General features: G+C 67.8%; 21 protein-coding genes and 1 pseudogene. 14 read left to right on the top strand and 8 right to left on the bottom strand.

Features of this window, described 5'->3' with window-relative positions; translation table 11 throughout:
- The first annotated feature begins 100 nt into the window (after positions 1 to 100).
- The 4 genes from ABH926_RS08030 to ABH926_RS08015 are packed head-to-tail and all read left to right on the top strand — an operon-like array spanning position 101 to position 3,793.
- The gene (locus ABH926_RS08030; protein WP_370364750.1) at positions 101 to 1,069 is read left to right on the top strand and encodes an ABC transporter ATP-binding protein; all 969 of its coding nucleotides are present in this window, start codon (positions 101 to 103) and stop codon (positions 1,067 to 1,069) included.
- Positions 1,069 to 1,857 (top strand): ABC transporter permease, encoded by a 789-nt coding sequence (locus tag ABH926_RS08025; RefSeq protein ID WP_370364749.1) that lies wholly within the window; start codon positions 1,069 to 1,071, stop codon positions 1,855 to 1,857. Before ABH926_RS08030 ends, ABH926_RS08025 begins: the two co-directional genes overlap by 1 nt.
- Positions 1,857 to 3,140, top strand: a complete 1,284-nt coding sequence (locus ABH926_RS08020; protein WP_370364748.1) for a sensor histidine kinase — start codon at positions 1,857 to 1,859, stop codon at positions 3,138 to 3,140. The genes ABH926_RS08025 and ABH926_RS08020 overlap by 1 nt, the downstream gene beginning before the upstream one ends.
- On the top strand, positions 3,140 to 3,793 hold the full coding sequence (locus ABH926_RS08015; RefSeq protein WP_370365187.1) for a response regulator: 654 nt from the start codon (positions 3,140 to 3,142) through the stop codon (positions 3,791 to 3,793). The genes ABH926_RS08020 and ABH926_RS08015 overlap by 1 nt, the downstream gene beginning before the upstream one ends.
- Here the strand turns inward: ABH926_RS08015 and ABH926_RS08010 are convergent.
- Positions 3,786 to 4,124, bottom strand: a complete 339-nt coding sequence (locus tag ABH926_RS08010) for a DUF1330 domain-containing protein (RefSeq protein ID WP_370364747.1) — start codon at positions 4,122 to 4,124, stop codon at positions 3,786 to 3,788. The two genes, ABH926_RS08015 and ABH926_RS08010, sit on opposite strands and share 8 nt — an antisense overlap.
- A gap of 142 nt (positions 4,125 to 4,266) precedes the next feature.
- Here ABH926_RS08010 and ABH926_RS08005 point away from each other — a divergent pair, with 142 nt between their 5' ends.
- Positions 4,267 to 4,410: a hypothetical protein gene (locus ABH926_RS08005; RefSeq protein WP_370364745.1), complete on the top strand. Its 144-nt coding sequence runs from the start codon at positions 4,267 to 4,269 to the stop codon at positions 4,408 to 4,410.
- A gap of 104 nt (positions 4,411 to 4,514) precedes the next feature.
- On the opposite strand, the gene ppc is transcribed toward ABH926_RS08005, so the two are convergent.
- Entirely contained in the window at positions 4,515 to 7,301 is a 2,787-nt protein-coding gene (gene ppc, locus ABH926_RS08000; protein WP_370364744.1) for a phosphoenolpyruvate carboxylase, read from the bottom strand.
- Between the two features lie 171 nt (positions 7,302 to 7,472).
- Here ppc and lepB point away from each other — a divergent pair, with 171 nt between their 5' ends.
- The 4 genes and pseudogenes from lepB (at position 7,473) to ABH926_RS07980 (ending at position 10,915) form a co-directional block, all read left to right on the top strand.
- Positions 7,473 to 8,375: a signal peptidase I gene (gene lepB, locus ABH926_RS07995; RefSeq protein WP_370364743.1), complete on the top strand. Its 903-nt coding sequence runs from the start codon at positions 7,473 to 7,475 to the stop codon at positions 8,373 to 8,375.
- A 97-nt stretch (positions 8,376 to 8,472) separates the two neighbouring features.
- Positions 8,473 to 8,934 (top strand): annotated as a pseudogene (locus ABH926_RS07990) (alkaline phosphatase family protein); the annotation flags it as partial.
- Between the two features lie 23 nt (positions 8,935 to 8,957).
- Entirely contained in the window at positions 8,958 to 10,640 is a 1,683-nt protein-coding gene (locus ABH926_RS07985) for a recombinase family protein (RefSeq protein WP_370364742.1), read from the top strand.
- A 50-nt stretch (positions 10,641 to 10,690) separates the two neighbouring features.
- The gene (locus tag ABH926_RS07980) at positions 10,691 to 10,915 is read left to right on the top strand and encodes a hypothetical protein (RefSeq protein WP_370364741.1); all 225 of its coding nucleotides are present in this window, start codon (positions 10,691 to 10,693) and stop codon (positions 10,913 to 10,915) included.
- A 306-nt stretch (positions 10,916 to 11,221) separates the two neighbouring features.
- Here ABH926_RS07980 and ABH926_RS07975 read toward each other — a convergent pair whose 3' ends face one another.
- The 5 genes from ABH926_RS07975 to ABH926_RS07955 all read right to left on the bottom strand — a co-directional run bounded on the left by ABH926_RS07975 (position 11,222) and on the right by ABH926_RS07955 (position 15,381).
- Positions 11,222 to 12,661, bottom strand: a complete 1,440-nt coding sequence (locus ABH926_RS07975) for a replication initiator (protein WP_370364740.1) — start codon at positions 12,659 to 12,661, stop codon at positions 11,222 to 11,224.
- Between the two features lie 289 nt (positions 12,662 to 12,950).
- Entirely contained in the window at positions 12,951 to 13,103 is a 153-nt protein-coding gene (locus tag ABH926_RS07970; protein ID WP_370364739.1) for a hypothetical protein, read from the bottom strand.
- The gene (locus ABH926_RS07965) at positions 13,100 to 13,342 is read right to left on the bottom strand and encodes a hypothetical protein (RefSeq protein WP_370364738.1); all 243 of its coding nucleotides are present in this window, start codon (positions 13,340 to 13,342) and stop codon (positions 13,100 to 13,102) included. Before ABH926_RS07965 ends, ABH926_RS07970 begins: the two co-directional genes overlap by 4 nt.
- Positions 13,333 to 14,721 carry an FtsK/SpoIIIE domain-containing protein gene (locus tag ABH926_RS07960; RefSeq protein ID WP_370364737.1) on the bottom strand — a complete coding sequence of 463 codons (1,389 nt, stop codon included), beginning with the start codon at positions 14,719 to 14,721 and terminating at the stop codon, positions 13,333 to 13,335. Before ABH926_RS07960 ends, ABH926_RS07965 begins: the two co-directional genes overlap by 10 nt.
- A gap of 201 nt (positions 14,722 to 14,922) precedes the next feature.
- Positions 14,923 to 15,381, bottom strand: a complete 459-nt coding sequence (locus ABH926_RS07955) for a hypothetical protein (protein ID WP_370364736.1) — start codon at positions 15,379 to 15,381, stop codon at positions 14,923 to 14,925.
- Positions 15,382 to 15,771: 390 nt separating this feature from the next.
- Between ABH926_RS07955 and ABH926_RS07950 the strand changes: the two genes are divergently transcribed.
- Positions 15,772 to 16,476, top strand: a complete 705-nt coding sequence (locus ABH926_RS07950) for a GntR family transcriptional regulator (RefSeq protein ID WP_370364735.1) — start codon at positions 15,772 to 15,774, stop codon at positions 16,474 to 16,476.
- Positions 16,477 to 17,231: 755 nt separating this feature from the next.
- Positions 17,232 to 17,639 (top strand): hypothetical protein, encoded by a 408-nt coding sequence (locus ABH926_RS07945; RefSeq protein WP_370364734.1) that lies wholly within the window; start codon positions 17,232 to 17,234, stop codon positions 17,637 to 17,639.
- A 1,764-nt stretch (positions 17,640 to 19,403) separates the two neighbouring features.
- Here ABH926_RS07945 and ABH926_RS07940 read toward each other — a convergent pair.
- Positions 19,404 to 19,553, bottom strand: coding sequence for a hypothetical protein (locus ABH926_RS07940; RefSeq protein WP_370364733.1), 150 nt, complete (start codon positions 19,551 to 19,553; stop codon positions 19,404 to 19,406).
- A gap of 670 nt (positions 19,554 to 20,223) precedes the next feature.
- Between ABH926_RS07940 and ABH926_RS07935 the strand changes: the two genes are divergently transcribed.
- From ABH926_RS07935 to ABH926_RS07925, 3 genes are all read left to right on the top strand, one after another.
- Positions 20,224 to 21,003 (top strand): aminotransferase class IV family protein, encoded by a 780-nt coding sequence (locus tag ABH926_RS07935; protein ID WP_370364732.1) that lies wholly within the window; start codon positions 20,224 to 20,226, stop codon positions 21,001 to 21,003.
- Between the two features lie 62 nt (positions 21,004 to 21,065).
- Positions 21,066 to 22,013: an SUMF1/EgtB/PvdO family nonheme iron enzyme gene (locus ABH926_RS07930; protein WP_370364731.1), complete on the top strand. Its 948-nt coding sequence runs from the start codon at positions 21,066 to 21,068 to the stop codon at positions 22,011 to 22,013.
- A gap of 503 nt (positions 22,014 to 22,516) precedes the next feature.
- On the top strand, positions 22,517 to 24,133 hold the full coding sequence (locus ABH926_RS07925; protein ID WP_370364730.1) for a phosphocholine-specific phospholipase C: 1,617 nt from the start codon (positions 22,517 to 22,519) through the stop codon (positions 24,131 to 24,133).
- Positions 24,134 to 24,148: the final 15 nt, after the last annotated feature.

Below are 24,148 nucleotides of genomic sequence, written 5' to 3'. Positions count from 1 at the left end.
CATCCACCGATCGGTGGATGCCGGTCCTCAGCCGGATCGGCGCCGGGAACGAGCTCGCTGGTCGATCCGCCGAGGGGTGCCCGGCGGCGAACCTTGAGTCATGACAGCGATCGAGGTGCGGAACCTCAAGAAGACCTACGGCGCCACCACCGCCGTGGCCGATGTCTCGTTCGACATCGGCGAGGGGGAGATCTTCGGGATCCTCGGGCCGAACGGCGCCGGGAAGACCACCACCGTCGAGTGCATCAGTGGTCTGCGGACGCCGGACGCCGGGTCCATCCGGGTCCTGGGCCTGGACCCGGTGCGCGACCGCGAGGAACTGCGCCAGGTGCTCGGGGTGCAGCTGCAGGAGAGCCAGCTGCCGGCGAAGATCCAGGTGCGTGAGGCGCTGGAGCTGTACGCGTCGTTCTACCGCGAGCCCGCCGACGTCGGGCGGCTGCTGACGCAGTGGGACCTGACGGACAAGGCCACGGCCCGGTTCCGGAAGCTGTCCGGCGGCCAGAAGCAGCGCCTGGCCGTGGCGCTGGCGATGGTGGGCAACCCGCGGGTGGTGGTCCTGGACGAGCTGACCACCGGCCTGGACCCGCACGCCCGGCGCATCGCCTGGGAGATGGTCGAGCAGGTTCGCGCCGCCGGGGTCACCGTGCTGCTGGTCACCCACTTCATGGAGGAGGCCGAGCGGCTCTGCGACCGGGTCGCGATCATCGACGCCGGCCGGGTGGTGGCCGTGGACACCCCGGCGGGGCTGGCGGACCGCGGGCCGGCGGCAGGCCAGCGGATGCGGTTCCGGCCCTCCGAACCGGTCGAGGACGCGCTGCTGCTGGCGCTCCCGGAGGTGCGCACCGTCGAGCGGCACGGCGCGTACCTGGAGGTGACGGGCACCTCCGAGGTGATCGGCGCGGTCACCGCCTACCTGGCCCGGCGGCAGATCATCGCCGCCGAGCTGCGCGTCGAGCAGGCCAGCCTGGACGACGCCTTCATCGCGCTGACCAGCCACACGATCCCCGACGCCGGCGCTGCCGCCGCCGTCTCCGCCGCAGTATCCGCCACCCCCGCCCAGGAGTCCTGATGAGCACCGCGACCTTCTCCTCCCGCTCCTCGCGTCTGCTGCCCGAGTTCCGGATGACCGGCAACGGGTTCCGCACCCTGGTCCGCACCCAGGCCCGGCTGCTGTGGCGGGAGCCGGCGGTGGTGCTGTCCGGCGTCGTGCTGCCGATCGCGTTGATCACCGTCTTCGGTTTCGTCCCGGCGTTCGGCAAGCCCTCGGCCTCGCTCGGCGGCAAGACGACGCTGGACGTCTACGTGCCGACCTTCGCGATGCTCTCGTCGGTGCTGACCGCTTTGACCGCGCTGCCGGTGTCGTTCGCCGACCTGCGGGAGCGCGGAGTGCTGCGGCGGCTGGCTGTCTCGCCGGTGCCGGCCGCCGGACTGCTCGCGGCGCAGGTCGCCGTGATCGCCACGACGGCCGCCGCGACCGCGGCCTCGGTCGTGCTGATCGGGGTGGTCGGCTTCGGGGCCGCGTTCCCCGCGCACCCGGTGCTGATGCTGGCGTCCTACGTCCTGGGGACGACGGCGCTGCTGGCGATCGGACTGCTGATCTCGGCGCTCGCGCCCTCGGCCGGGGTGGCCACCGGGTTCGGCGTGCCGACGATGATCCTGAACTTCTTCTTCGCCGGGGTCTACGTCCCGCTCCAGACCCTGCCGCACTTCCTGCGCACCATCAGCGGGTTCGTGCCGTACGGCGCGATCGTGGACACCTGGTCCGGGACCGGCGCGGCCTGGCAGCATCTGACGGTGTTGGCCGCGTACACGGTCGGCGGCGCGCTGGCCGCGGCCCGATTCTTCAAGTGGGAGTGATGGAAGAAGCGAAGGCCCTGAGGTGGATCCCGTACGCGGGCCTGGCCATCTCCCTGACCCTGGCCCTGATCGTCGGCCCCCGGACCCCGGTGCACTACGCCGTGGTCGTCGGGGGTTCGGCGGCGGTGGCGCTGTGGCTGCCGCGCGGCATGGCCATGCTGGAGGACCCGGATCCTCCGGTGCTGCGGGCGACGGTCTACTACGTGGTCCTGCTCGCGCTGATGGGGACCCTGATCCTGACCAGTCCGCTCTTCGGTTTCTTCGGTTTCACCGGATACCTGCACGCGATGGTCCTCCCGGGCCGGACGAAGCTGGCGGGTATCGCGGGCACCGCCGCCGCCATGGCGACGACGCAGATGGGCGGCATCGCATACATCCACGGCGCCGGCGTCTACCTGTATCTCGTCCTGTTCGCGGTGAACCTGATGATCGCCGGCGCCCTGACCGTCCGGGGTGCGGCGGAGCAGGAGCACCGGCGCGAACTGGCCGAGGCCAACGAGCGGCTGCGCGAGATGCTGGAGGAGAACGCGGGGCTGCACGCACAGCTGGTCGCCCAGGCCCGGGAGGCCGGCGTGCTCGACGAGCGGCAGCGGCTGGCGGGGGAGATCCACGACACCATCGCGCAGGGGCTGACCGGCATCGTGCGCCAGCTGGAGGTCGCGGAGCGGTTCGAGGACGACACGGACAAGCGGCGGCACCACCTGGGACTGGCCCGGGAACTGGCCCGCGAGAGCCTGGCCGAGGCGCGCCGATCGGTCCAGGCCCTGCGGCCGGGGCCGCTGACGGTGGCCCAGCTGCCGGAGGCACTGGCCGAGCTGACCGCGTCCTGGTCGCGGACCGCGGGGATCCCGGCGCGCGTCGAGATCTCCGGGGACGCGGTGGCACTGCCGCCGGAGGCGGAGGTGGTGCTGTTCCGGGCCGCGCAGGAGGCGTTGGCCAATGCCGGGAAGTACTCGGGCGCGGGACGGGTCGGGGTGACGCTGTCCTACACGACGGACGTGGTCGTCCTGGACGTGGTCGACGACGGACGCGGCTTCGAGCCGGGCGGGGAGCCCTCGGAGAACGGGACCGGCTACGGGCTGACCGCGATGCGCTCGCGCCTCAAGCAGGTCGGCGGGACGCTGACGATCGAGAGCGAGCCGGGGGACGGGACCGCGATCAGCGCGGCGGTGCCGGTGGTGCCGGTGGGGGCGGGAGTGCCGGTCGCACCGCCAGAACCGACCGCACCGACAGAAGCGGCAGTACTGCCCGAGTTGCCCGGCGCGGTGCCGACCGCGAGATGATGGCGCGCGTGACTCTCATCCGCCTCTTGATCGTGGACGACCATCCGATCGTCCGCGACGGCCTGCGCGGCGTCTTCGACGGCGAGGAGGGCTTCGAGGTGGCCGGCGAGGCCGCCGACGGGGCACAGGCCTTGGTGCGTGCCGCGGAGCTGGGGCCCGATGTGGTGCTGATGGATCTGCGGATGCCGGCCATGGGCGGCGTCGAGGCGATCCGGCGGCTGCGGGTCGAGCAGCCTGGTGTCAGGGTCCTGGTCCTGACCACGTATGACACCGAGTCCGACGTGCTGCCCGCGATCGAGGCCGGCGCGACCGGCTATCTGCTCAAGGACGCGCCGCGCGAGGACCTCATCCGCGCGGTCCGTGCCGCGGCCGAAGGGCAGCCGGTGCTGGCGCCGACGGTCGCGCAGCGGCTGATGACCCGGGTCCAGGCGCCGGCGGCTCCCGCCACGCCCGCCGGCGAGGCGCTGACCGACCGTGAACTGGAAGTCCTGCGCCTCGTCGCCTCCGGCACCACCAACCGTGAGACCGCCCGCACTCTGTTCATCAGTGAGGCCACGGTCAAGACCCACCTGCTGCACGCGTACGCCAAGCTCGGTGTCCGCGATCGGGCGGCTGCGGTCTCCGAGGCGTACAAGCGCGGCCTGCTCAAATAATGGTCGCGAGCTTGGCCGCGGTCTCCGCGACGTTGTAGTCCCGCGGCAGGGTGTCGAACAGCACGATGTCGGCGGCCATGTGGTCGGTCCGCAGGTGCTTGATGGCCTGGTACTCCGCCGAGTTCCACCAGGCCTTGACGGCTTCCAGGGTGGGGAACTCGATGAGGATCATGTCCCCGTCCCACGATCCCTCGACGACGTCCTTCGCGCCGCCGTGGAAGGCGAAGCGTCCGCCGAAGGGGTCCATGGTCCCCTGGATCCGCTCCAGGTACTCGATGATGTCCGCGCAGAGTTCGACGGAGCGGACGCTTGCCAGTGCGTAGGCGGTCATTTCGCTGGTCTCCTCAAGCTGTCGTATTCGCTGACGAGATCAAGGTTCTCAGGGGGATGACACCTGGCGCGATTACCCGCCAGGTAATAGATTCCTAGATCACGGGGCGGGCCGAAAACAGTGCTTAACCTGGGAGTTGTGGATGTCGATGGGAATGGTCCTGAATGCCTTCATCGCCGCGGCGGTCGGCGGGATCTGCCTGTCAGGACTGTTCAAGCGCGGCAGGGAGCGCCGGGTGACCCGGGTCAGCGGCACCGCCGATCGGTACGAGGCGCATGTGAGATGACACCGGCCGCATAGGCCTCACAGAACTCCAGAATCAGAGACCTCTAGAACCACAGTGGGCGGCGTCTGTACAGACGCCGCCCACTGTCGTTTCCGCGTAACCGCTCAGCCGGTGTTCTTCAGGCCGGCGGCGATGCCGTTCACCGACAGCAGCAGCGCCCGCGCCAGGTCCGGGTCGACCGGGCGGCCCGCCTTGGCCGCCTCGCGCTGCCGCTTGAGCAGCGAGACCTGCAGGTAGGAGATCGGGTCCAGGTACATGTCGCGGACCCGCAGCGTCCGGGCCAGCGTCGCGTTGCGCCCGAGCAGTTCGGACTCGCCGGTGATGCGCAGCACCTCGGCGACCGTGCGCTCGTACTCCTCGGTGATGGTGTCGAAGAAGTGGTGCAGCTCGCGCGGTACCAGGGTCTCCACGTAGTGCCGGGCGATCCGCAGGTCGGTCTTGGCCAGTGTCATCGAGACGTTGCCCAGGAAGTTGCGGAAGAAGTGCCAGCGCTCGTACATGTCCTGCCAGTCGGTGCCGGCGAACTCCGGGTCCTGGCGGACCGCGGCCAGGCCGGTGCCGACGCCGAACCAGCCCGGCACGATCTGCCGCGACTGCGTCCAGCCGAACACCCACGGGATCGCGCGCAGGCCGTCGATGCCGGCCGAGGTGTCCGGGCGGCGGGACGGCCGGGACCCCAGGTGCAGGTCGCCGAGCAGGTCCACCGGCGTCGAGGCGAAGAAGTACGCCGGCAGGTCCGGGTGCTCGACCAGGTCCCGGTAGCGCTCCTGGCCCGCCGCCGAGACCCGGTCCATGGTCGCCGACCACGTCGCCAGGTCCTCCGCGGACTGGCGCGGCGCCCGGTGCAGCACCGTGGCCTCCAGGGTCGCGGCCAGCGTCAGTTCCAGGTTCTCCCGCGCCAGGGCCGGGATCGCGTACTTGTCGGAGATGACCTCGCCCTGCTCGGTCACCTTGATCTCGCCGTCGAGCGTGCCCCACGGTTGGGCCAGGATCGCCTCGTGCGACGGGCCGCCGCCGCGGCCGACGCTGCCGCCGCGGCCGTGGAACAGCCGGATGCGGACGCCGTGCCGCAGCGCGGTGTCCCGCAGCTCGCGCTGCGCGCGGTGGATCTCCCACTGCGAGGTGGAGATCCCGCCCATCTTGTTGGAGTCGCTGTAGCCGAGCATGACCTCCTGCACGCCGCCGCGCGCCGCGACGATCGCCGCGTAGGAGGGGTCCGAGAGCAGCTCGTCCAGGATCGCCCCGGCGATCTTCAGCTCCTCGGGCGTCTCCAGCAGCGGCACGAAGCCGATGGCCGCGGTGTGCGCGTGCACGTCCACCAGGCCGGCCTCGCGGGCCAGCACCACCGCGGCGAACAGGTCGTCCACGCCGCGGGTCATCGACACGATGTAGGACTCGATGACGTCCGGGCCGTACTTCTCGAAGGCCGTGCGGATCGCGGTGAACACCCCGAAGGTCTTCACCCCGGCGGGGTCCAGCAGGGTGTCGGCCGGCACCTGGCCCAGCGGCGAGAGCGGGCGCGAGGAGGCCAGCTCCTTGGCCAGCAGCCGGGTCCGGTAGTCGCGCGGCAGGTCGGCGTAGCGCCAGGGCTGGTCGCCGAGCCGGTCGAAGAGCTGGGCCAGCACGTGGTGGTGGGCGTCGGCGTGCTCGCGCACGTCGAGCACCGCGTGGTGCAGGCCGAAGGCGGCCACGGTGCGGATCGCCGTCTCCAGCTCCCCGGTGGCGATCAGCTCGCCGCGGTCCGCGCGCAGCGAGTCGCGCAGCAGGCTCAGGTCGCGCAGCAGCTCGGAGGTGCCCAGGTAGTCCCGCCGCGGGTCGTGCAGGCGCCCCTCGGCGATGCGGGTCCGGGTGTTGAGGAGCTTCTGCCGGATCGTGGTGGCCTTGAGCCGGTACGGCTCCTCGGCGTTCAGCCGCTTGTAGCGGTTGGGGATCTCCGGCAGCGCCTCCAGATCGGCGTCCAGGGACGCCCGCAGCGCCTCGGTCGGCGCCGCGATCCGCTCGGAGGTGGACAGCAGGTCGCGCAGCGCGTCCATGGTCGCCAGCGCGGTCCGGATCGCGTGCTCGTGCTGGAGCTCCAGCACGTCCAGGGTCATCTGCGGGGTGACGTTCGGGTTGCCGTCGCGGTCGCCGCCGATCCACGAGCCGAAGCTCAGCGGCCGCGCCGACAGCGGCAGCTCCACGCCGAGCCGCCGCAGCTCGAAGGCCAGCTCCTCCAACACCTCCGGGGCGGCGTGCGCGGCGAGCTCGTCCAGGTAGTAGACGGCGTTGCGGGCCTCGTCCACCGGCTCGGGCCGGGTGATCCGCAGCTCGTCGGTCTGCCACAGCTGCTCGACGGTCTCGGCCAGCCGCCGCTCGTTGTACGCGGTCTGCGGCGCCTCCAGCAGCTCGGCCACCTTGCGCAGCTTGGCCAGCACGGTGCGTCGCGCGGCCTCCGTCGGGTGCGCGGTGAAGACCGGCCGGACCGACAGGTGCGAGACCGCGTCGGCGGCCGACCCGGCCAGGCCCGCGGCCTGGATCCGGTCCACCGCCTGGCCCAGCCACGAGCCCTCGGCGGCCCGGGTGGCGGCCAGCTCGCGGCCGCGGTGGACCTGCTCGGCGGTGTTGGCGAGGTTGAAGTAGGCGGTGAACGCCCGCACCAGCTTGATGGCCTGCTCGGGGTCCACCGCGGCGAGCAGCTCGGACACGTCGGCGCCCTGCTTGCCCAGCGCGCGGATGGCCTCGACCTGCTCCAGCAGCTCGGCGCCGTGCTGGCGGACCAGGGTCTGGCCCAGCAGGTCCCCCAAGCGGCGGATGGCGGCGCGCAGGTCGGCGTCGTCGGCGGTGCGGGCGGGTGTTTCTGTCGGGGTCTCTACGGCTGCGTCGTCGTTCTCGGTCGACGGTACGGCGGACACAAGAGCCTCCTGTTACCTGGCTGGATCGTCCCCATTCCTGCCCACTCTATGGTTGGTACGCGGTCCGGGCCGATCTCCGTCCGGCCAGTGGACTGAACCAATGGCTCTTCCTTGGCCCGCCGATCGGCCATAAGGTGAACCGATAACCCAGGACGTGAAACGGGGGCGCACGTGGCCGCTACTGATCCCGACGCGGCCGTGGGCTCCCAGCCCGCGGAACCGCCCTTCGGCGACGGCTACAGCACGGAGCACGGGTACAGCACCGAGCACGGGTACAGCTACAGCGCGCAGAACGGTTACGACCCCGTCCCCGTCCCCGACACCAGTCTCGCCGGTCCTGCCGGTCCCGAGAACGCCGAGCAGGAGCCGGAGCCGCGTCCCAGCCGCGGCGGCGGCCGCCGCGCGGCCGGTACCAGGCAGGCCAAGCGCCGCCGGATCCCGGCCTGGCTGGAGATCCTCGGCTACGTGGTCATCTCGCTCACGCTGACCTCGCTGATCAAGACCTTCCTGGTGCAGATGTACTACATCCCCTCGCCGTCGATGGAGCCGACGACGTACAAGGGCGACCGGGTCTTCGTCGACAAGCTGTCCTCCTGGGTCGGCGGCGCCCCGGCGCGCGGCCAGGTCATCGTCTTCCACGACCCGCACAACTGGCTGATGAGCTCGGCCGGCAGCACCGGCGGCCCGATCAACCTGCCGGACATCCTGGCCTCCGTGGGCATCCTGCCGGACCAGCACGACGACCTGCTCATCAAGCGGATCATCGGTGTCGGCGGCGACACCATCGAGTGCAAGACGCAGGACGGGCCGGTGTACCGCAACGGCGTCGCGCTCGACGAGCCGTACATCATGAACGGCAAGCAGGGGATGCCCTGCTACAACGGCGTCTACAAGGTGACGGTGCCGCAGGGCGACCTGTGGGTGCTCGGCGACAACCGCGAGCACTCCGGCGACTCGTCGTGGAACTACCTGAAGAAGGGCGGCGACGCGGGCTTCGTGCCGACCAAGAACGTGGTCGGACATGTGGTCGGAGTCGTGTCCTGGCTGCGCGACGATCATCCCGCGGGTTCGTAGGTCCTTCCTCGAGTCTTTCCTTTGCGGTGGTTGAGTGTTCGTCGAGCTCTGCGGACACTTTGGGAGCCCTCCCATGACCGCAAGGAGCACCGCCCCCATGAGCGCTGTGAATCGTCGCAGGTTCCTCCAGATCACCGGCGGCACCGCCGCCGCGACCTCGATGCCGATGCTCACCGCGAGCATCGCCCGCGCCGCCGCCGTGCAGCCCGCCCGCCGGACCGGCACCATCAAGGACATCGAGCACGTGGTGATCCTGATGCAGGAGAACCGCAGCTTCGACCACTACTTCGGCACGCTGCGCGGGGTGCGCGGCTTCGGCGACCCGCGTCCGGCGCGGCTGCCGAACGGCAAGGCGGTCTGGCACCAGGCGGACGGCTCGGGCACCGAGATCCTGCCCTGGCGGCCGGCCGGCGTGCCGGACCTCGGCCTGAAGTTCCTGGACGGCCTGGACCACAGCTGGAACGGCGGGCACCAGGCCTGGAACCACGGGAACTACGACCAGTGGATCCCGGCCAAGGGCCCGGGCACCATGGCGCACTTCGAGCGCGAGGACATCCCCACGTACAGAAGTACACTATTAGCATGGCAGACACCGAGAACACAGCAGCTCAGAGGCGCCGCAGGGTCACGGCAAGCGCGGTGTCCGAGGAGCGTCGCCAGACCACCGCACTGATCACCGGCGCCGCCAGTACCTTCGGGTTCAAGCCGCAGAACGCAGGTCTGTATGTGCGCATCTCCGACGACCGGTTCGGTGAAGAGCGCGGTGTCACGAGGCAGACTGAAGACGGGCACACCTTTGCCGGTCACATCGGCTGGAAGATTGGCAAGACTTACTGCGAGAACGACACGTCCGCCTACCGCAAGCGGAAGACCACGCTTCCCGATGGGTCGGTGGCATGGCGAGTGTTCCGCCCTGAGTTCCGGCAGATGCTTGACGACCTTTACCACGGTCGGATCGACGGGATCATCGTGGTGGATCAGGACCGGTTGTTGCGCCAGCCGCGAGATCTGGAAGACCTGATCGACATTGTGGAGTACACCCACCGTCCGGTCACAGGGATTACCAGCCAGATCAACCTGATGACTTCCGAGGGTCGCGCTATGGCCCGGATGATGGCAGCCGTGGCGGTCAAGAGCAGTGAGGACACCGCCCGCCGAGTGTCGCGCGCCAAGCTTGAGGATGCCGTCGAAGGCAAGGCCCGCTTGGTACGCCGCTTCGGCTGGACTATGGCTGGAGAAATCATCCCCGAAGAAAAGGAGGCGGCGCAGAAGGCAGCTGCGATCGTGTTGAAAACCGGTTCGTGGCACGTGGCGACCACAACACTCCAGCAGGGAGACGTTCCTCCGGTCAAGGGTGGCCTGTGGAATGAGAAGTCTGTACGCGCCATGCTGCTGTCGCCGACGATCGCGGGAATTGCGCTCTACCGGGGGGTGATGCGGCCCGGCGGAGGCAAGCCGAACGCCAAGGACCCGGCAGCCGACGCGATCAAGGACCCCCAGGGCGAGTACATCAAGAACGGTCTCACCCCGATCTTGGACGTCAAGGACTGGGAAGTTTTGTGCGCCAGGGTCAAGGACAAGGCCGAGGGCAAGCCGCCCGGCATTCCGACCACGAAGAAGTATCTGCTCTCCGGAATTCTTCGCTGTGCCAACGTCCGCGAGGACGGAACCGTATGCGGTACTCCCATGATCGGCACCTTGTTCCGGCGCAAGCGAACTGACGAGCCCAAAGTCATCTACAGGTGCCCTGGTAGAACCATAGGTGGCTGCGGCGGGATTCACCGGTTGGCCGAGCCCGTCGACGAGCTGGTGACCGATCTGCTGTTCCGTCATCTGCGTCGCAAGGCCCCGCGTACCAAGGCCCCGGCAGCAACGGTCCCGATCGCAGCAGATAGCCCCGAGGCCGAGAAGCTGGCCCGTCTGCGCCAACGGGCAGCCGCTATTCGACAGGGCTACTCGGACGGAGACGAGACGGTGACCGACGAAACGTTCTTCTCGACCCTGCCGAAGATGGAAGCAGAGATCAAAGCTCTCGCCGCAAAGGTGGAAGCTCAGGCTCTGCCCACCGCGCCCCAGTACACCGCCGAAGAAGTGATCAAGGAGTGGGAGGAGGCCGACGACATCGCGGGCAAACGCGCGATCCTCGCCCGCTACCTGATCGCCGTGAAAGTGGCGCCGTCGGCGACACGAGGTCGCGCCCCACTTGACCACAACTCGATCACACCCGTGTGGAAGAAGATCGGTTCCACCACAACCACGCCGTAGCGCGCCCAGTTCAGCCACCATGTCTACTACAAGCTAAAGGAGTGCTAGCCGTGGAGAACGTCGGTACCAGCCCAACCCCCGAGCAGCGGAAGACTCTTGATTTGCTGGTCCAAGCCGGATACATCGCCATGTGGAAGCCGGGCGAAGGCGAAGATGCCGACTCGGCGCAGCTGTACGACTACGACGGCGAAGGCGGAACGGCCACCATCGAATACCACGCTCTAGGCGCGTTCGTGATTGGCTACGACGCCGGGTATGCCCGGTGGGGCCGCTAGCGTCAGACGACGAGCCCCGGCCGCGTTATTCAGCGGTCGGGGCTCGCAACCTGCCAGCATGATCGACAGTGGATCAGGCGGCCGGCGGTTCCACATCCCGCCCACCCGCCCCAGACGCGCCGGTTCGGCTCGTCTCACCCGCGACTGGCGGCCCACCACCGGCACGCCGACGCCGTCGCGTCAGGTGCAGAATGCTCACAGTCTCCCGCCACTGCTCCTCAGTGATCGCCGGTGCCTGTTCGACATAGAAGTTCAACCACTCCTCCCGGCTCATTGGTCCAGGCTCCGCACCAGCGGTCGGATGGCTCATGCGACACCCCGCCCTGGTGCCTGCTCACCAACAGCATCACTGGCCAACTGCCGATCATTCTCGATCTCATCCCGGATGCCAGCGGCCTGTTCCGCGATCGTGCCGCTTGGCCATCCCTGCCAGGCGTATCGCCACTGACGGTCACGCACTGTCTCTTCGCCATCAGCTTTGGGCCTACCCGCGCTTTTGAATTCGGCGCGTGCCTGCCGTAGCGCGGTGAAGGTGCTGGAGTAGCGGCGGGTCTTGGTCAGAGGTTGCCCGCCGAATCCGAGCATGTGTGTCCAGCGATGCAGGCCCAGCGCTTCATATTCCGGCAGCACGCCGACGATGCGGCAGGTGTGCATGAGTGCCCGGACATGGCCGGTCCGTGCCAGGGCGGCGATCTGCGATCGGTGGGTGATCGGCACATCGGACCCGTGCGCATCCTCGGTGCCCTTGGTGACGTACTTCGCCAGGTAACCCGCCGCGCGCTCTGCTGGCAGCTCAGCGTCCAACACGATGGGTCGGGCGTCGAACTGTCGCCCGAAGGACAGGACCGGGGCGCCGATCGCGACTGTTTCGGCCAGGCGGACGCGTGCCGAAGAGGCCGCCTCCGCGAGGGCATCCGCGAGCACTTCAGCCGTGGCCCATGCCGGGGGTTCCTGTGACCTGTCGTCGGGTCCGTCCAGGCGGAACGCCGCGTGGAAGTGGACGAGTCCGCGTGCCTGGTATTCGGCAACCCGCACGTACTCCACGCGGAGGGTGCGCCGGATTCGCGACCTGGTGACTCCGCCGGTTCGGGCAAGCCGCCAGTACAGGAAGTCGACCATCCGAGCCCATAGCGCCGAGGCTCCGGCGTTCCACAGCACATGCCCGGGGTAGTCGTAGCAGGCGACACACAACGGTTGCCCGACCAGCGGATCCCCGGGTTCATGGCGCCGCTGGCACGTCATCGGCATGTCGTGGGGGCACCGCGGCTTGCCACGCCGAGCCCGGCATACGTCCGTGGGACGGTCGGGATTGGTGCGTCGGTGCACCGGCCCGAAAGATGGCGCGGTCAGGGTGGCAAACACCAGTGGATGCCCGGAGACAGTGTCCGGTACGCCTTTGCCGCCGGACAGGCCCGCGCGTACGAGGTGGAACGCGTCTCCGGCATACAGCCGCGAGCATGAGGCACACCGTGTCGCGCGTCGGTTCATGCAGCGCATCGGTATGGCGCCGAACGGGGTTCCGTCCGAGGACCACGAGGTGATGACTTCCCCGGTGGCGATGGAGACCAGCAGTGTCCGGCCGGAAAGCCAGACGGGGTTTTCGCACGCGCCGACGTCTCGTATCTGTTGCTCGATGGCCGGATAGTCCGGCCGTGACAGCAGCTCGAACCAGCCGCGATCCTCGATCGGGATCAGTGCCAGTCGGGCGGGGTTGGGTGCTGCGTCTTCATACCCTGTGGTGGGCATGTCTGCTTCTCCTTGCAGACCGGGCGGCGCCGGCCGATGAAGCTGGCAGGCGCCTCAGGACGATGCGGACGGCACGCGCGGGTGCGGGGCATCGGGAGAAGGCAAGAGGTGGGGTCAGTGAGTCGCGGCGGAAGGCGTCTGCCGGGGCGGGCCCCGTGCGACAGAAGGCCGCATGCATGATCTGGGCGAGAGGCGATGTGAGGTGTGGCGTGTGTGCGCGTGTGATCTGTAGGGGCGGGGCGCCGGACCCGAGTCGAGTTCGGTCCGGCGCCCCAGGTGGCGCTGTTCTCTAGGAGTGCTGCGATCCGAGGAGCAGGCTTGTCAGAACCAGCATGACCAGCCCTATCCCCAGCCAATAGGCGATATGCCACCGGTAGGCCACGACCCCAATCGCGGCCAGCAGCCACAGCATGGTGATCGTGTCCGAATCACGGTTCATCACGGACCACTGGTCCATGGCGCTGTGGGTGCACCCGGTGCGACGGGCACACCGTTCTTCGTCGCGTGCGCGTAGAAGATCGAGTGAAGCGCCGCGCTGATCATGGTCCCGAACATCGAGCTAGCCAGGGTGAACCCGAACAGGGCCACGATGATCGTTTCCAGTATTTTGACGGTTCGGGCCCGCAGCATCAGGAACGTTGCGATCCCGAACAGCAGCGCCGCCGAGGTGGTCACCGGCATGTTGTGTCACCCCCAGACAGGTCAATGTCAGACAGGCCGGGCAGCAGGACCCGGCAGTGTGCGTAGTCAGTGGTGATCCGTTGTGCCTGCTCCGCGCCGATGTTGGCCGACCGGGCCCGCATCCAACCGCCCTCATTGGTGGTGGTCACGGCGACGCCCCGCTCTAGCGGGCTGATCCCCTGCGCTGCGTCCACCGCGTCAGGGAACCGGTCCCCAAGCGTCATCTTGGCCGTCTCCGGATCGGTGACCCGGTGACAGACCCGGCCACTGAGTTGGGAACGCAGCATGGTCACCCCGGCCCCCAGGTCTGAGCCGACCCGCTGTCCGGCCACCAGCAGGTGCACCCCCAGGGACGCGCCCAGCTGTGCCAGGCGAACCAGGTTGGTGGAGCAGGCCAGCGCATCGGCCTTCTCTCGCGGATCCGTGGCCATGCACAGTTCCGCCAGCTCATCCACCAGAAGCACGATCGGCACCGGCCTGATCTGCTCCGGCAGATCCCAGATCGAGCGAACCTGAGCGATGCGGCACTGTGTTGTGCGCTCCAGCACCACATCAACCAGGTAGCTCAGCACCCGCACCGCTGATCGGCGATCCGTGGCCAGCGCGGACAGACGCGCGGTGTAGTTGCCCAGCTCCATACCTCCCTTCAAGTCGATCCCGACCAGCGCGACCGGACGCGGCGCCAGCTCCACCACCACCGCGTTCATGAGCGTCGATTTCCCCGACTGCGTAGCACCGGTGATCAGCCAGTGCGGCAACAGGCGCAGGTCCAGAACCCACGCGTTCCAGTCCGCCAGGAACCCGACGAAGATCCGCAAGAGTTGGGCCGCAGCCGCAGCGCCCGGTGACTCCTGCGTCTCCGTCGTGACCGAGACGCGGAACCAGGGCCGCCCGTGGTGCTTTCGCCCAGACGGCACCGACGACGTGACGTTCTCCAGCGGATCCCTCGCCGAGATCGTGAATTCCACCTCGCCCCGAGCCGATGACGACACCCGCACCGAATGGACCCGCCACGCATGCGCCATCGCCTCAGCCGCGTCAACGAACTCATCAGGAGTCTGACCCGGCAACATCCTGGCCCGCACCGTCACCAGAAACGGCCGGGGCCAGGCCATCGACAGGCGGGGGACCACCGGATCAAGCTCTTTGCCCTTGATCAGGATCCCCCCGAGCATGGCGTGTGCCCGCTTGCGCGTCACCGCCAGGTCGCACTCCCAGGCCAGCCGACGCCAGGTGAACCGGATCCGTCCCCACAGGATCGGGAACGACACGGCATACCACCACGTTCGCGGGTACCGCTTACGCAGGGTCGGGCTGGCGACCAGCAGCACGGCGAGCACCAGGAGCAGCGCCACCGACAGGGCAGCGTTTGACGACATCGCCTCAGCCCTCCCCGTCCGTCGCCTCAGCACGAAGGCCCGCGAAGTCCGCCAAGGCGGTGCCGACTGTGCAGATCTGGAACAGGTAGCCGCTGCACTCAGCGTGCTTCCCTGCTTTCTCGGCGCCCTCTGCCAGGTCGGCGAGCTTTGCCAGGGACTCGACACCTTCCCTGATCCGGGCTATCGCCTCGCTTCGGCAGCTCACCCGGACTCGCCGCCCTTGGCCGACCGAGGCCCACCGGTCGGGGGTGCCGTGGTTGGGGCAGGCTGCGCCCCGGTTCCACTCGGTGCGGTACGCGAAGGCGCAGCCGGCCCCGCGCTCCCCGACCCGGGAACGGTGGCCCGGGTGACAGAATCCGCACGAAAGGCCAGGCCAGACCGGCCGTTCTGCTCCCAATAGGTGACGATCAGCCCGTTCAGCGAGACCACGTCGCCCTCAGACACGTCCGGAGCGCTCATCCCGCGCACCTTGACCTCTACGGCGCTACCGCGTCGCTGGCCCTCCCGACGCACGGCCACCGACAGCACATAGTCCCGCTCCCCAGTCTTGGGGTTGATCTTGATCTCCCCGGTGTCGAAATCGGTCACCGGTTCCGGATCGGCGATCAGGCGAGGCCTGATCCAATCGCCGGTATCCACCCTGACGTTTTGCACCTTCACACTCCCGTCTCCGGGCCCTCAGGCCCACTCAGGGCGGACCAGGAACGAGCCGCCCCACCGGTGCCCACGCAGACGGCCGGCCGAATGGACCCCGGCAGGCCGCCCGCGTAGGCGCCACACGCCCGACGAGGACGCCCTCACTTGTAGGACGTAACTCATCATGACGAGTTAGAACGAGAGTATCCGTGCCCTTTGACAGACGTCACTCATTACTTATCATGATGACTACCGGCCGACGGGCATCAAAGCGCAGGTAGCAGGGTTCTGATACCGACTCGACAGCCCCGGGCGACCGGCAAACAGACTCAAGAACCGTTACCGAAACGTGACCGGCCGAGCGAGGCCGGGACCAGCGCGCAACAAGCGCCCTCAAGCTAAGGCTGGCCAGACATGGCACGGATCGTCAGAAACGATGCGCTATACAAGCAGGTCACAGAAGCCATCCGCGACGACATCACGCAAGGCGTCTACGGACCAGGCGAGGCCCTCCCGTCCGAGGCCCGGATGCTCGACCAGTACGGCGTATCACGCACGACCCTGCGCCAGGCCCTTGTCATTCTTCGCACCGAGGGCCTGATCGAGATCCAGCACGGCAGAGGCAGTTTCGTCCGCAGCCGCAACACCACCGCCGCCATCAAGACGCGCCCACGCGCGGTCCTATTGGACCCGCTCGGCTCGGCACACATTTTCCGGCAGGATGCCGATGCTGCCACTGCTGCACTCATCGATGTACCCGAGGGCAGCGCCCTGTACGTCTGTGAGGCAACCGGGGTGGAGCCGGCCAACGGCCGCAGAGTTCTCACCCGCACCCTGTTGCCCTTCGCCGCCGCCGAGGGCACCGGGTTGGAGACCGATCCGTTCCCCGAGCGTCCAGCTTTGCTGTCGGCGCTATCTGCACGACACGGCAAACTCGCCGCCAAAGAGCTTGTGGCAGCGCGCATGCCCACCCCTGACGAGTCCAAGGCGCTAGCGCTACCAGACATCACGCCGATTCTGGAGACCACGCTGGTGACTTCCGCCAAGGGGCGGACCGTACTCGCCGAAACCGAGACCACCAGCGCCGAAGCCATCCGACTCGCCTACGCCATCAAGTAGAACGCCGCAGGCCGCCGACCACGCGCGATCAACGCCGCGTCGGCGGCCGCCGGATCCGTACCCCACCCCCGCCCCCTCCACCACCGCCACGCCCGTGCGTGGTCACCCACCCAAGGCGACCCACCCCCCGAGGACGACGAGCAGCAGACCGCCGACCAGGTGAAGCCCGCGAGCAGACAGCCGGCCACGCACCCCGGCCGTACGGTCAGCGCCGCGTCGGCGGCCGCCGGATCCGTACCCCACCCCCGCCCCCTCCACCACCGCCACGCCCGTGCGTGGTCACCCACACGAAGCGACCCACCCCCGAGCCCTGGATCACCAGGCGCCGGAACTGTCCTTTACTTACTCAAGGGGCGGCCTACGGCCGCCGCGCGCGGCCGCACCGCGCCCGCGCCCGCGCGGCATGCGGCCTTCGGCCGGTCCACGCGGCTCGGCGCGTCACGCCCACGCGCACAACCCAGACCGCCCCAGCCAGCACGTGAAGAACCGCCCCAGGCACCAAACGTGATCATGGAGCCGGGGGTAAAGGACGCCTTCGGCGGCAGCCTCACCCGGCCTTTGCTCGCTATCGGCCCGGCACCGGGGCACCGGCCACCAGACACACGAACCCGCACAGTCACCAAGCGGAACCGGCAGGCGGGCGGCACGGACTCCTGCCGCTCGCGAGACCACGCCAGCCGCCCGCCGGCCTACTTAAAATCCGCTCCCACCCGTCACCGGACACACATAGCCTGAGACCACAAATCAGGGAGCTGATGAACGTGACCAACCATCCCGACGACGAGATAGGCCGACCCGGCTACCACGTCGACCGGATCCGGCACCTCACCCCGGGAAACACAACCCGGCCGAACCAGCACGAGCCGAAAGGGTTCCTGCGCATCCGCGCTGTTGTCGCCACCGGACTCACGCTCTACGCCTGGACATGGCCGACTGGCCTCTACGCCACAGCGTTGTGGACCACAGCCGCAGCCGCAGGCGCCGCCATGAAAACAGCCCGCCACTCCGCCGACCCCAACGCCTCAGACCTCAGCCTGACCCTGGCCACCATCGCCCGCTACACAGCCGCCGCCTGGCTGCTGTACGTCATCCCGACCACCCTCTACACCATGCACGCCGACGGCATCGCAGCCATGCTGACCTACCTGTTCAAGACCGCCTGACTCACCAGCGGAACCCCCCGCGGGGCCAAACCCCGGGCCCCGCGGCCGAACCCGCACAACCAGGCGCAGCAACACACACCGTCCCGCAGCAGAAACCACAGGCCCACGCCAACCAAGCGGCCGCCGGAACCGCGCCCCACCCACCCGCCCTACGCAGGCTCACGCTCACACAACCTGGTCATCGCGGCGCACGTTAGCGACGCCCGCGCCATACCGAAGCCGACGCAGACGCGATGCAGCGCCCGGCCGCCCCGCCGCACACAGCCCAACACGAAAGCCCATCTCCCGAGCCCACACCACCAACGCAATCGGCCGAGTCGGCACGTCAGCACACTCCCACCGCTGAATCGAGTCCCTAGACACGCCAATACGCCCGCCCACCTCTCCTTGCGTCATGCCCCAAGCCTCCCGACGCAGCCGCATCGGAAGAACCAGCCGCCGCCGTTCGTAGTGAACCCATGTCTCCCCCGGCCTTCGCGCCAAAGACACGCCCAACTCGACACCGCAATCCCTGATCACCAGACGCAACTCAAGCTCATCAGCCCACAAAACAAGGTGATCCAGACCCGGCATGATGACCTCGGTCTCCCACTCAGAAACCGCTCTACCACGCACCGGCAGATTGGTAGCCGTCGCATTCTGACTAAGGCCCGCCGCCTCACGCGCGGAACGCAACCCGTGAACGATCCCCGAGAGCATCCACTCCGCCTCGGCATCAACCCGCAGCACCATGCCGTTACGACCACTCAGGCATCAGGACGGTTCGGCATCCCAGCCGATCAGCCAACGCGGAACGTTCAATCTGTGCCGAGCGCCGGGCAGTCGCCAACTGCCGTTGCATCGCAGCCAGCCGCTTGAGTACCAGAGGGCTTGCCCGCCAAACCACGCCTCACCGCACCTTGTCGAAATAGGTCACGCCGTCCCGAAGAACGCCGGACTCACCAGCGGAACCGGCAGGCGGGGCACAGAACGCCCCGCCGGCCGAACCCGCCGCAGACAACTCACGAAACGCCAACCGCCAGGTTCAGGCCACAGCCCGAAAGCCCCCAAGCCCCAGGCAGACAGGCTCATCAGGCCCAACCTCGCCCCACATCTCAGCGTCATCCGGATCCGGACCGATCCACGCCGCCACCGTCCCATCCACCCGAACCGCAAGGCTCACGCCGTACAGCTCAACCGCCAGGCGCACACGCTCCGGCGCCGACTCGCTTCCAGCCACATCGAGCAACGCACTCGCAAGCCACTGCGCCCGCTCACGTGCGCGAACGTAATTCACCCCCACCCGGTACTCCCAAAAATCCGGGTGGACCCCCCAAACATCCATGCAGAAACCGACCTCCCCGAAACGGACCAACAGGACCGCACCGAGGTATCAGGTGATGTAGGCATGTCAGAACACCCCGATACCATCGGCACCGGGTCTGCTGACCCGCCGGGCCACCCCGCACCTTTGAGCGAGAAGTGGGGTGGCCCGGCTTGGCAACCTCACACGTGGCTGACCAGGAAACGACCGGTCACGTGCGCGACAGCGGAAGCGCCTCCGCCACCGCCTTGCAGAACCCGGACGATAAATCCCTAGGATCCGGATTCCACAAGCTCAACCCCCGGGTGCTCCCCGAGGAAGTCTTGCGCGCGAGGCGAGGACGCCAGGCCGGGCGACAACCACCGCCCCCACCCCGCGCGCGACGGCACCGAGTCTGGCAACCACGGCCCGCCCTCCACGCCACCCCTCGGCGACGCGGGTCACACGCAAACTCTTGGCCATCACTGGTGGACACCGCCTATGGCCATGTCCGCGAACGCGACCACCGCCACGGTCAGGGCCGACGTCACGGTGGTGATCACAAAAAGCCACAGGGTGTACCCCCGCGACTCACCCGACTCGGCGTGCGTGCCAGCCTTTTGCGACGTCACGACAAGACCGCCGTCACACTCGGGGGTTCCTCACCAGACCACACCGGCCAACACGGCTCACTGTGGAACATCGACGCTCGGCCACTCCAGTGAACGCCACCATGTAGCGGGCTGCATCGGGACGCGCGCTCTTGTCCAACACCGTCCAGCTTTCGAGGCGAAGCCACCTTGACTCGGACACCAGGACATACGACCCGCGAGGAATCTCGTGCAGCGCTACAGGCTGGCCGTCATTCAGCAGGCTCACGACGCCTCCCTGTCCGGGCAGTTCAACCAGGCCTGATACGACCGCTTGTAGTCGAACTTGCCAGCCATGCCAGCTCGACAGATCCGATTGATGACAGGCGGATCGGTGTCCGCAACACCTGGCCTGCAATCCGTGCAGTTGCGAGCATGTGCCCGTAGCCGGGCGTAGTCACGAACCGCTATGGCACGCAGCTGTGCCTTCCGCGACAGCACGTTCGGAGCCTCGGCTTGTGACTTCGTGCCGGGCGCTTCCTTCCGGGTAGGTCCTTTAGCACTCGTTCTCGTCCTCACGCTTCAAGGATGCTGAACAGGCGCATTGCCGGGAATGACCCTGTGTCGCCTCACTGTGGAACTAGCGTGGAACTTAGGAAGTCTTAGTACAAGATCAGTCGATCTCATCCCGAACTCGTGCAACACTGCGACCATGGCTGAACTGAACGGCGTACCTGTGACTGCCGACGAGCTCAGGGCCCTCGCGCTCACAAACTACGGACACTTCACGTCGATGCGCGTTGACGGCGGCAGAGTCCGAGGGCTCACTCTTCACATGAACCGGCTGGTCCGCGACTGTCGAACCGTCTTCGATGCTGACCTCGACCCCGAGTATGTCCTCTTCCTTGTACGCAAGGCCACGGCCGACCAGACCGGCTCGTTCGTCATTCGTGTGACGATCTTCGACCCTGAGTTGGAGATGGGACACCCCGGTTCGAAGGCAGACCCAAAGGTATTGGTGACAAGCCGACCGGCTGCCGTCCTGCCGCTGTCTCCCCTTCGAGTCCAGAGCGCTCAGTTCACGCGAGACCTACCGCAGGTCAAGCACATTGGCCTGATGGGTTCGCTTCGCCATCGTCGTATTGCCCAGCTCAACGGATACGACGATGCGATCTTCGTCGATCGCGACGGGTTCATCTCCGAAGGCGTTACCTGGAACTGCGGATTCTTCGACGGAGATCAGATCGTCTGGCCGCAAGGTGACGTCCTGCCCGGAGTGACCATGGACGTGCTGACCGAGGTTCACGGACCCAGCGTCACAGCACGTGTGAACCTGAACGAGGTGCACGGCATGGAAGCGGCATTCGCGACCAATACGTCAATCGGCGTCCGCCCCATCAGCGCCATCGATGGACGGGTCTTTGCTGACGAGCATCCAATCCTTGGCGAGCTGCAAGCGAAGTACCTGCGGTTCCTTGGGGAAGCGCTCTAGTTACTGACGGTCGTCCCCAAGTGACGATACGGTGATCGGAGCACCTACCATGGGGAGTTGCCGTGATCACCGTCCGTCGCTGGTCAGGAATCGAAGCGCGTGCGCTCAGAGAAGCTAAGCGCATGAGCGTGCGCGCGTTCGCTGACTACCTCGGTATCAGCCCTCGCATCATCTCCAAGTGGGAAGCCGGCGGTGAGCAGATTCGGCCGCGTCCGGTCAACCAGGAGGCGCTAGATACCGTGCTTGCCACCTCAAACCAGGACGTTCAAGCCCGATTCGCCGAGGCGACCATGGGGCTCGCGTCCATCATGCTTGATCCCAGCTCCGACTTGTCCATGGCTGCCGAGGCGCTTCAACAGGTCAGGCACCCTGTTGACGGCAAGCTCATGACGCTGATCAGCGCTGGCGTCTTCCTTGCGGGAGCAGACAAAGAACCTGTCTGGCTATCCGCCTATTACATTGACGTGTTCCCCACCACCAATGCCGACTACGCACGCTTTGTCGCTGCAACAGGCCACCAACCCCCAGCACACTGGGACAAGGGCAACATGGCGCCAGAGCTTCGAGACCATCCGGTTGTGTTCGTGACGTGGAGAGATGCGAGTGCCTACGCAAGTTGGGCGCAGAAGTCGCTACCGTCCGGCCAGCAATGGGAGAAGGCCGCCAGAGGCACGAAAGGCGATCTATACCCATGGGGCGATCAGCCCACCCCCGCGAAGTGCAATGTTCGTGAAGGTCGCATCGCGTCGACGACGCCCGTCGACCGATTCCACAGTGGTGTCAGCCCGTTCGACGTGTACGACATGTGCGGTAACACGTGGGAGTGGTGCAGTTCGGAGACGGAGCCCAGACGCTTCGAGCTGAAAGGTAGCGCGTGGACTAGCCCTCTATCGCGGGCGATGCCCTCACTCTTCAACGATGCGTCGGCTGACATGTCCGACGACGACACCGGATTTAGATGCACAGTTCAAGCGGATATTCTGATGGCTCAGCTTGCGACTGCAAGCTGAGAGCGCTGGCGCTATTCGGCCGGCGAGTTCGCTTCGGCGACGCACGTCCGGATTGTGGTCTTGTTACTTACGAGTCTTTGCCGCCGCTACGGTGGCGCCTTCTCCGGACGTCAAGGGCACTTCGTTAGCCCTTGCCCTCCTACGAAGACACCCCCTCCGCTCTTGGGACGCGTGGTCACCGGAACAGGCCAACAGGTGGCCGTTTGCAGTTGGCCACAAGCGAAGAGCTGAAACGACGCCTTCGGCGAGCCCTCCCTCCGAGATGGCCGCGAAGATCACTCCCGAGCGATCTTGGTTGCGTCCGGTTTTGATCATCTCCCCGGTCGGACACCACGAGGGTTGCCAGACGCCATCCCCATCGTCAAGGAGAGCGCTTGACGATGGGGACGACGCCCGGCAAGGCGCAGCCTGCCCGACCGACGAGATGATCAAAACCTAGAAGAGAGTTGCGGCGTGCCTGGCCACAGGCCCTTTTGTTGCAGTCCTATAACGTACTTACATACGTGGCTAGCGACATCCCGTTCCACTTCGCGCTGGCCGACGCCTTCACGGTCTGCGACGCCTACCACTGCTCGCTGATGACCTCGACCGACCCCAACCGCTACTACCTGTGGACCGGCTTCACGGGCAACGACGGCAAGGGCGGCGGCCCGGTCCTGAACAACGCCGAGGCCGGCTACGACTGGACCACCTACCCCGAGCGACTGCAGGCCGCCGGCGTCTCCTGGAAGATCTACCAGGACACCGGCACCGGCCTGGACGCCAACGGGTCCTGGGGCTGGACCGACGACGCCTACATCGGCAACTACGGCGACACCTCGGTGCTGTACTTCCACCAGTACCAGAACGCCAAGCCCGGCGACCCGCTGTACGACAACGCGCGCACCGGCACCAACGCCGCGGCCGGGCAGGGCTACTTCGACGTGCTGGCCCAGGACGTGAAGAACGGCACGCTGCCGCAGGTCTCCTGGATCACCGCGCCGGAGGCGTTCAGCGAGCACCCGAACTGGCCGGTGAACTACGGCGCCTGGTACGTCTCGCAGGTCCTGGACATCCTGTCCTCGGACGAGGAGCTGTGGAGCAAGACCGCGCTGTTCATCACCTACGACGAGAACGACGGCTTCTTCGACCACGTGGTCCCGCCGTTCGTGCCCGGCGGCCCGGTCGGCGGCGGCTCCACGGTGGACACCTCGACCGAGTACTACTCCGCCGGCGGCGGCTTCGACGAGGGCTCCTACGGCCTGGGCCTGCGCGTGCCGATGTTCGTGGTCTCGCCCTGGAGCAAGGGAGGCTGGGTGGACTCCGAGACCTTCGACCACACCTCGGTGATCCGCTTCCTGGAGAAGCGGTTCGGCGTCCACGAGCCCAACATCTCGCCCTGGCGCCGGGCCGTCTGCGGCGACCTGACCAGCGCCTTCGACTTCGGCCTGGGCCAGACCGAGGTCCCGCCGCTGCCGAGCACCGCCTCCTACGTGCCGCCGGACCACGCCCGGCACGCCAGCTACCCCGTGACCCTGCCGGCGACCGCGTCGATGCCGAAGCAGGAGGCCGGCCGGCGCCCCGCCCGCGCGGTGCCGTACGACCTGGCGGCGGACGGCCGGATCGCGGGCGGGGCGCTGCGGATCGCCTTCGCCAGCCGCGGCGGCGCGGGCGCGAACTTCGTGGTCACCTCGACCGTGGACAAGACCGGCCCGTGGAGCTACACGGTCGGCGCCGGGCAGGGCATCGACGGTTCCTGGAAGCTCGCCGGCGCCTACGACTACGACGTGCGCGGGGCCAACGGCTTCCTGCGCGAGTTCCGGGGCGACGCGGCGAAGGCCGGCCTGGAGGTCGTCGCCGAGCACGTCGGGAACAGCCGGAACCTGAAGCTGACGCTGACCAACACCGGCTCGGCCGACGTCACCGCGACCGTCACCGACTCCTACGGCTGCGACGCCAAGACGACCCACCGGGTGCGCGCCGGCAAGCAGGTGACGTACGTCGTGAACGCCTCCGGCGCCGACGGCTGGTACGACGCCACGGTCACCTCCGACCACGACGCCGCGTACGTGCGGCGGTTCGCCGGCCACGTCGAGAACGGCCGGCCGAGCGTGAGCGACCCGGCGATCATCACCGGCTGACCGCACCGAGCCGCG

This window comes from Catenulispora sp. GP43 (assembly GCF_041260665.1).
Taxonomy (GTDB): domain Bacteria; phylum Actinomycetota; class Actinomycetes; order Streptomycetales; family Catenulisporaceae; genus Catenulispora.
The sequence above is the reverse complement of the archived record's forward strand: the minus strand, read 5'-3'. Positions and strand labels throughout refer to the sequence as shown.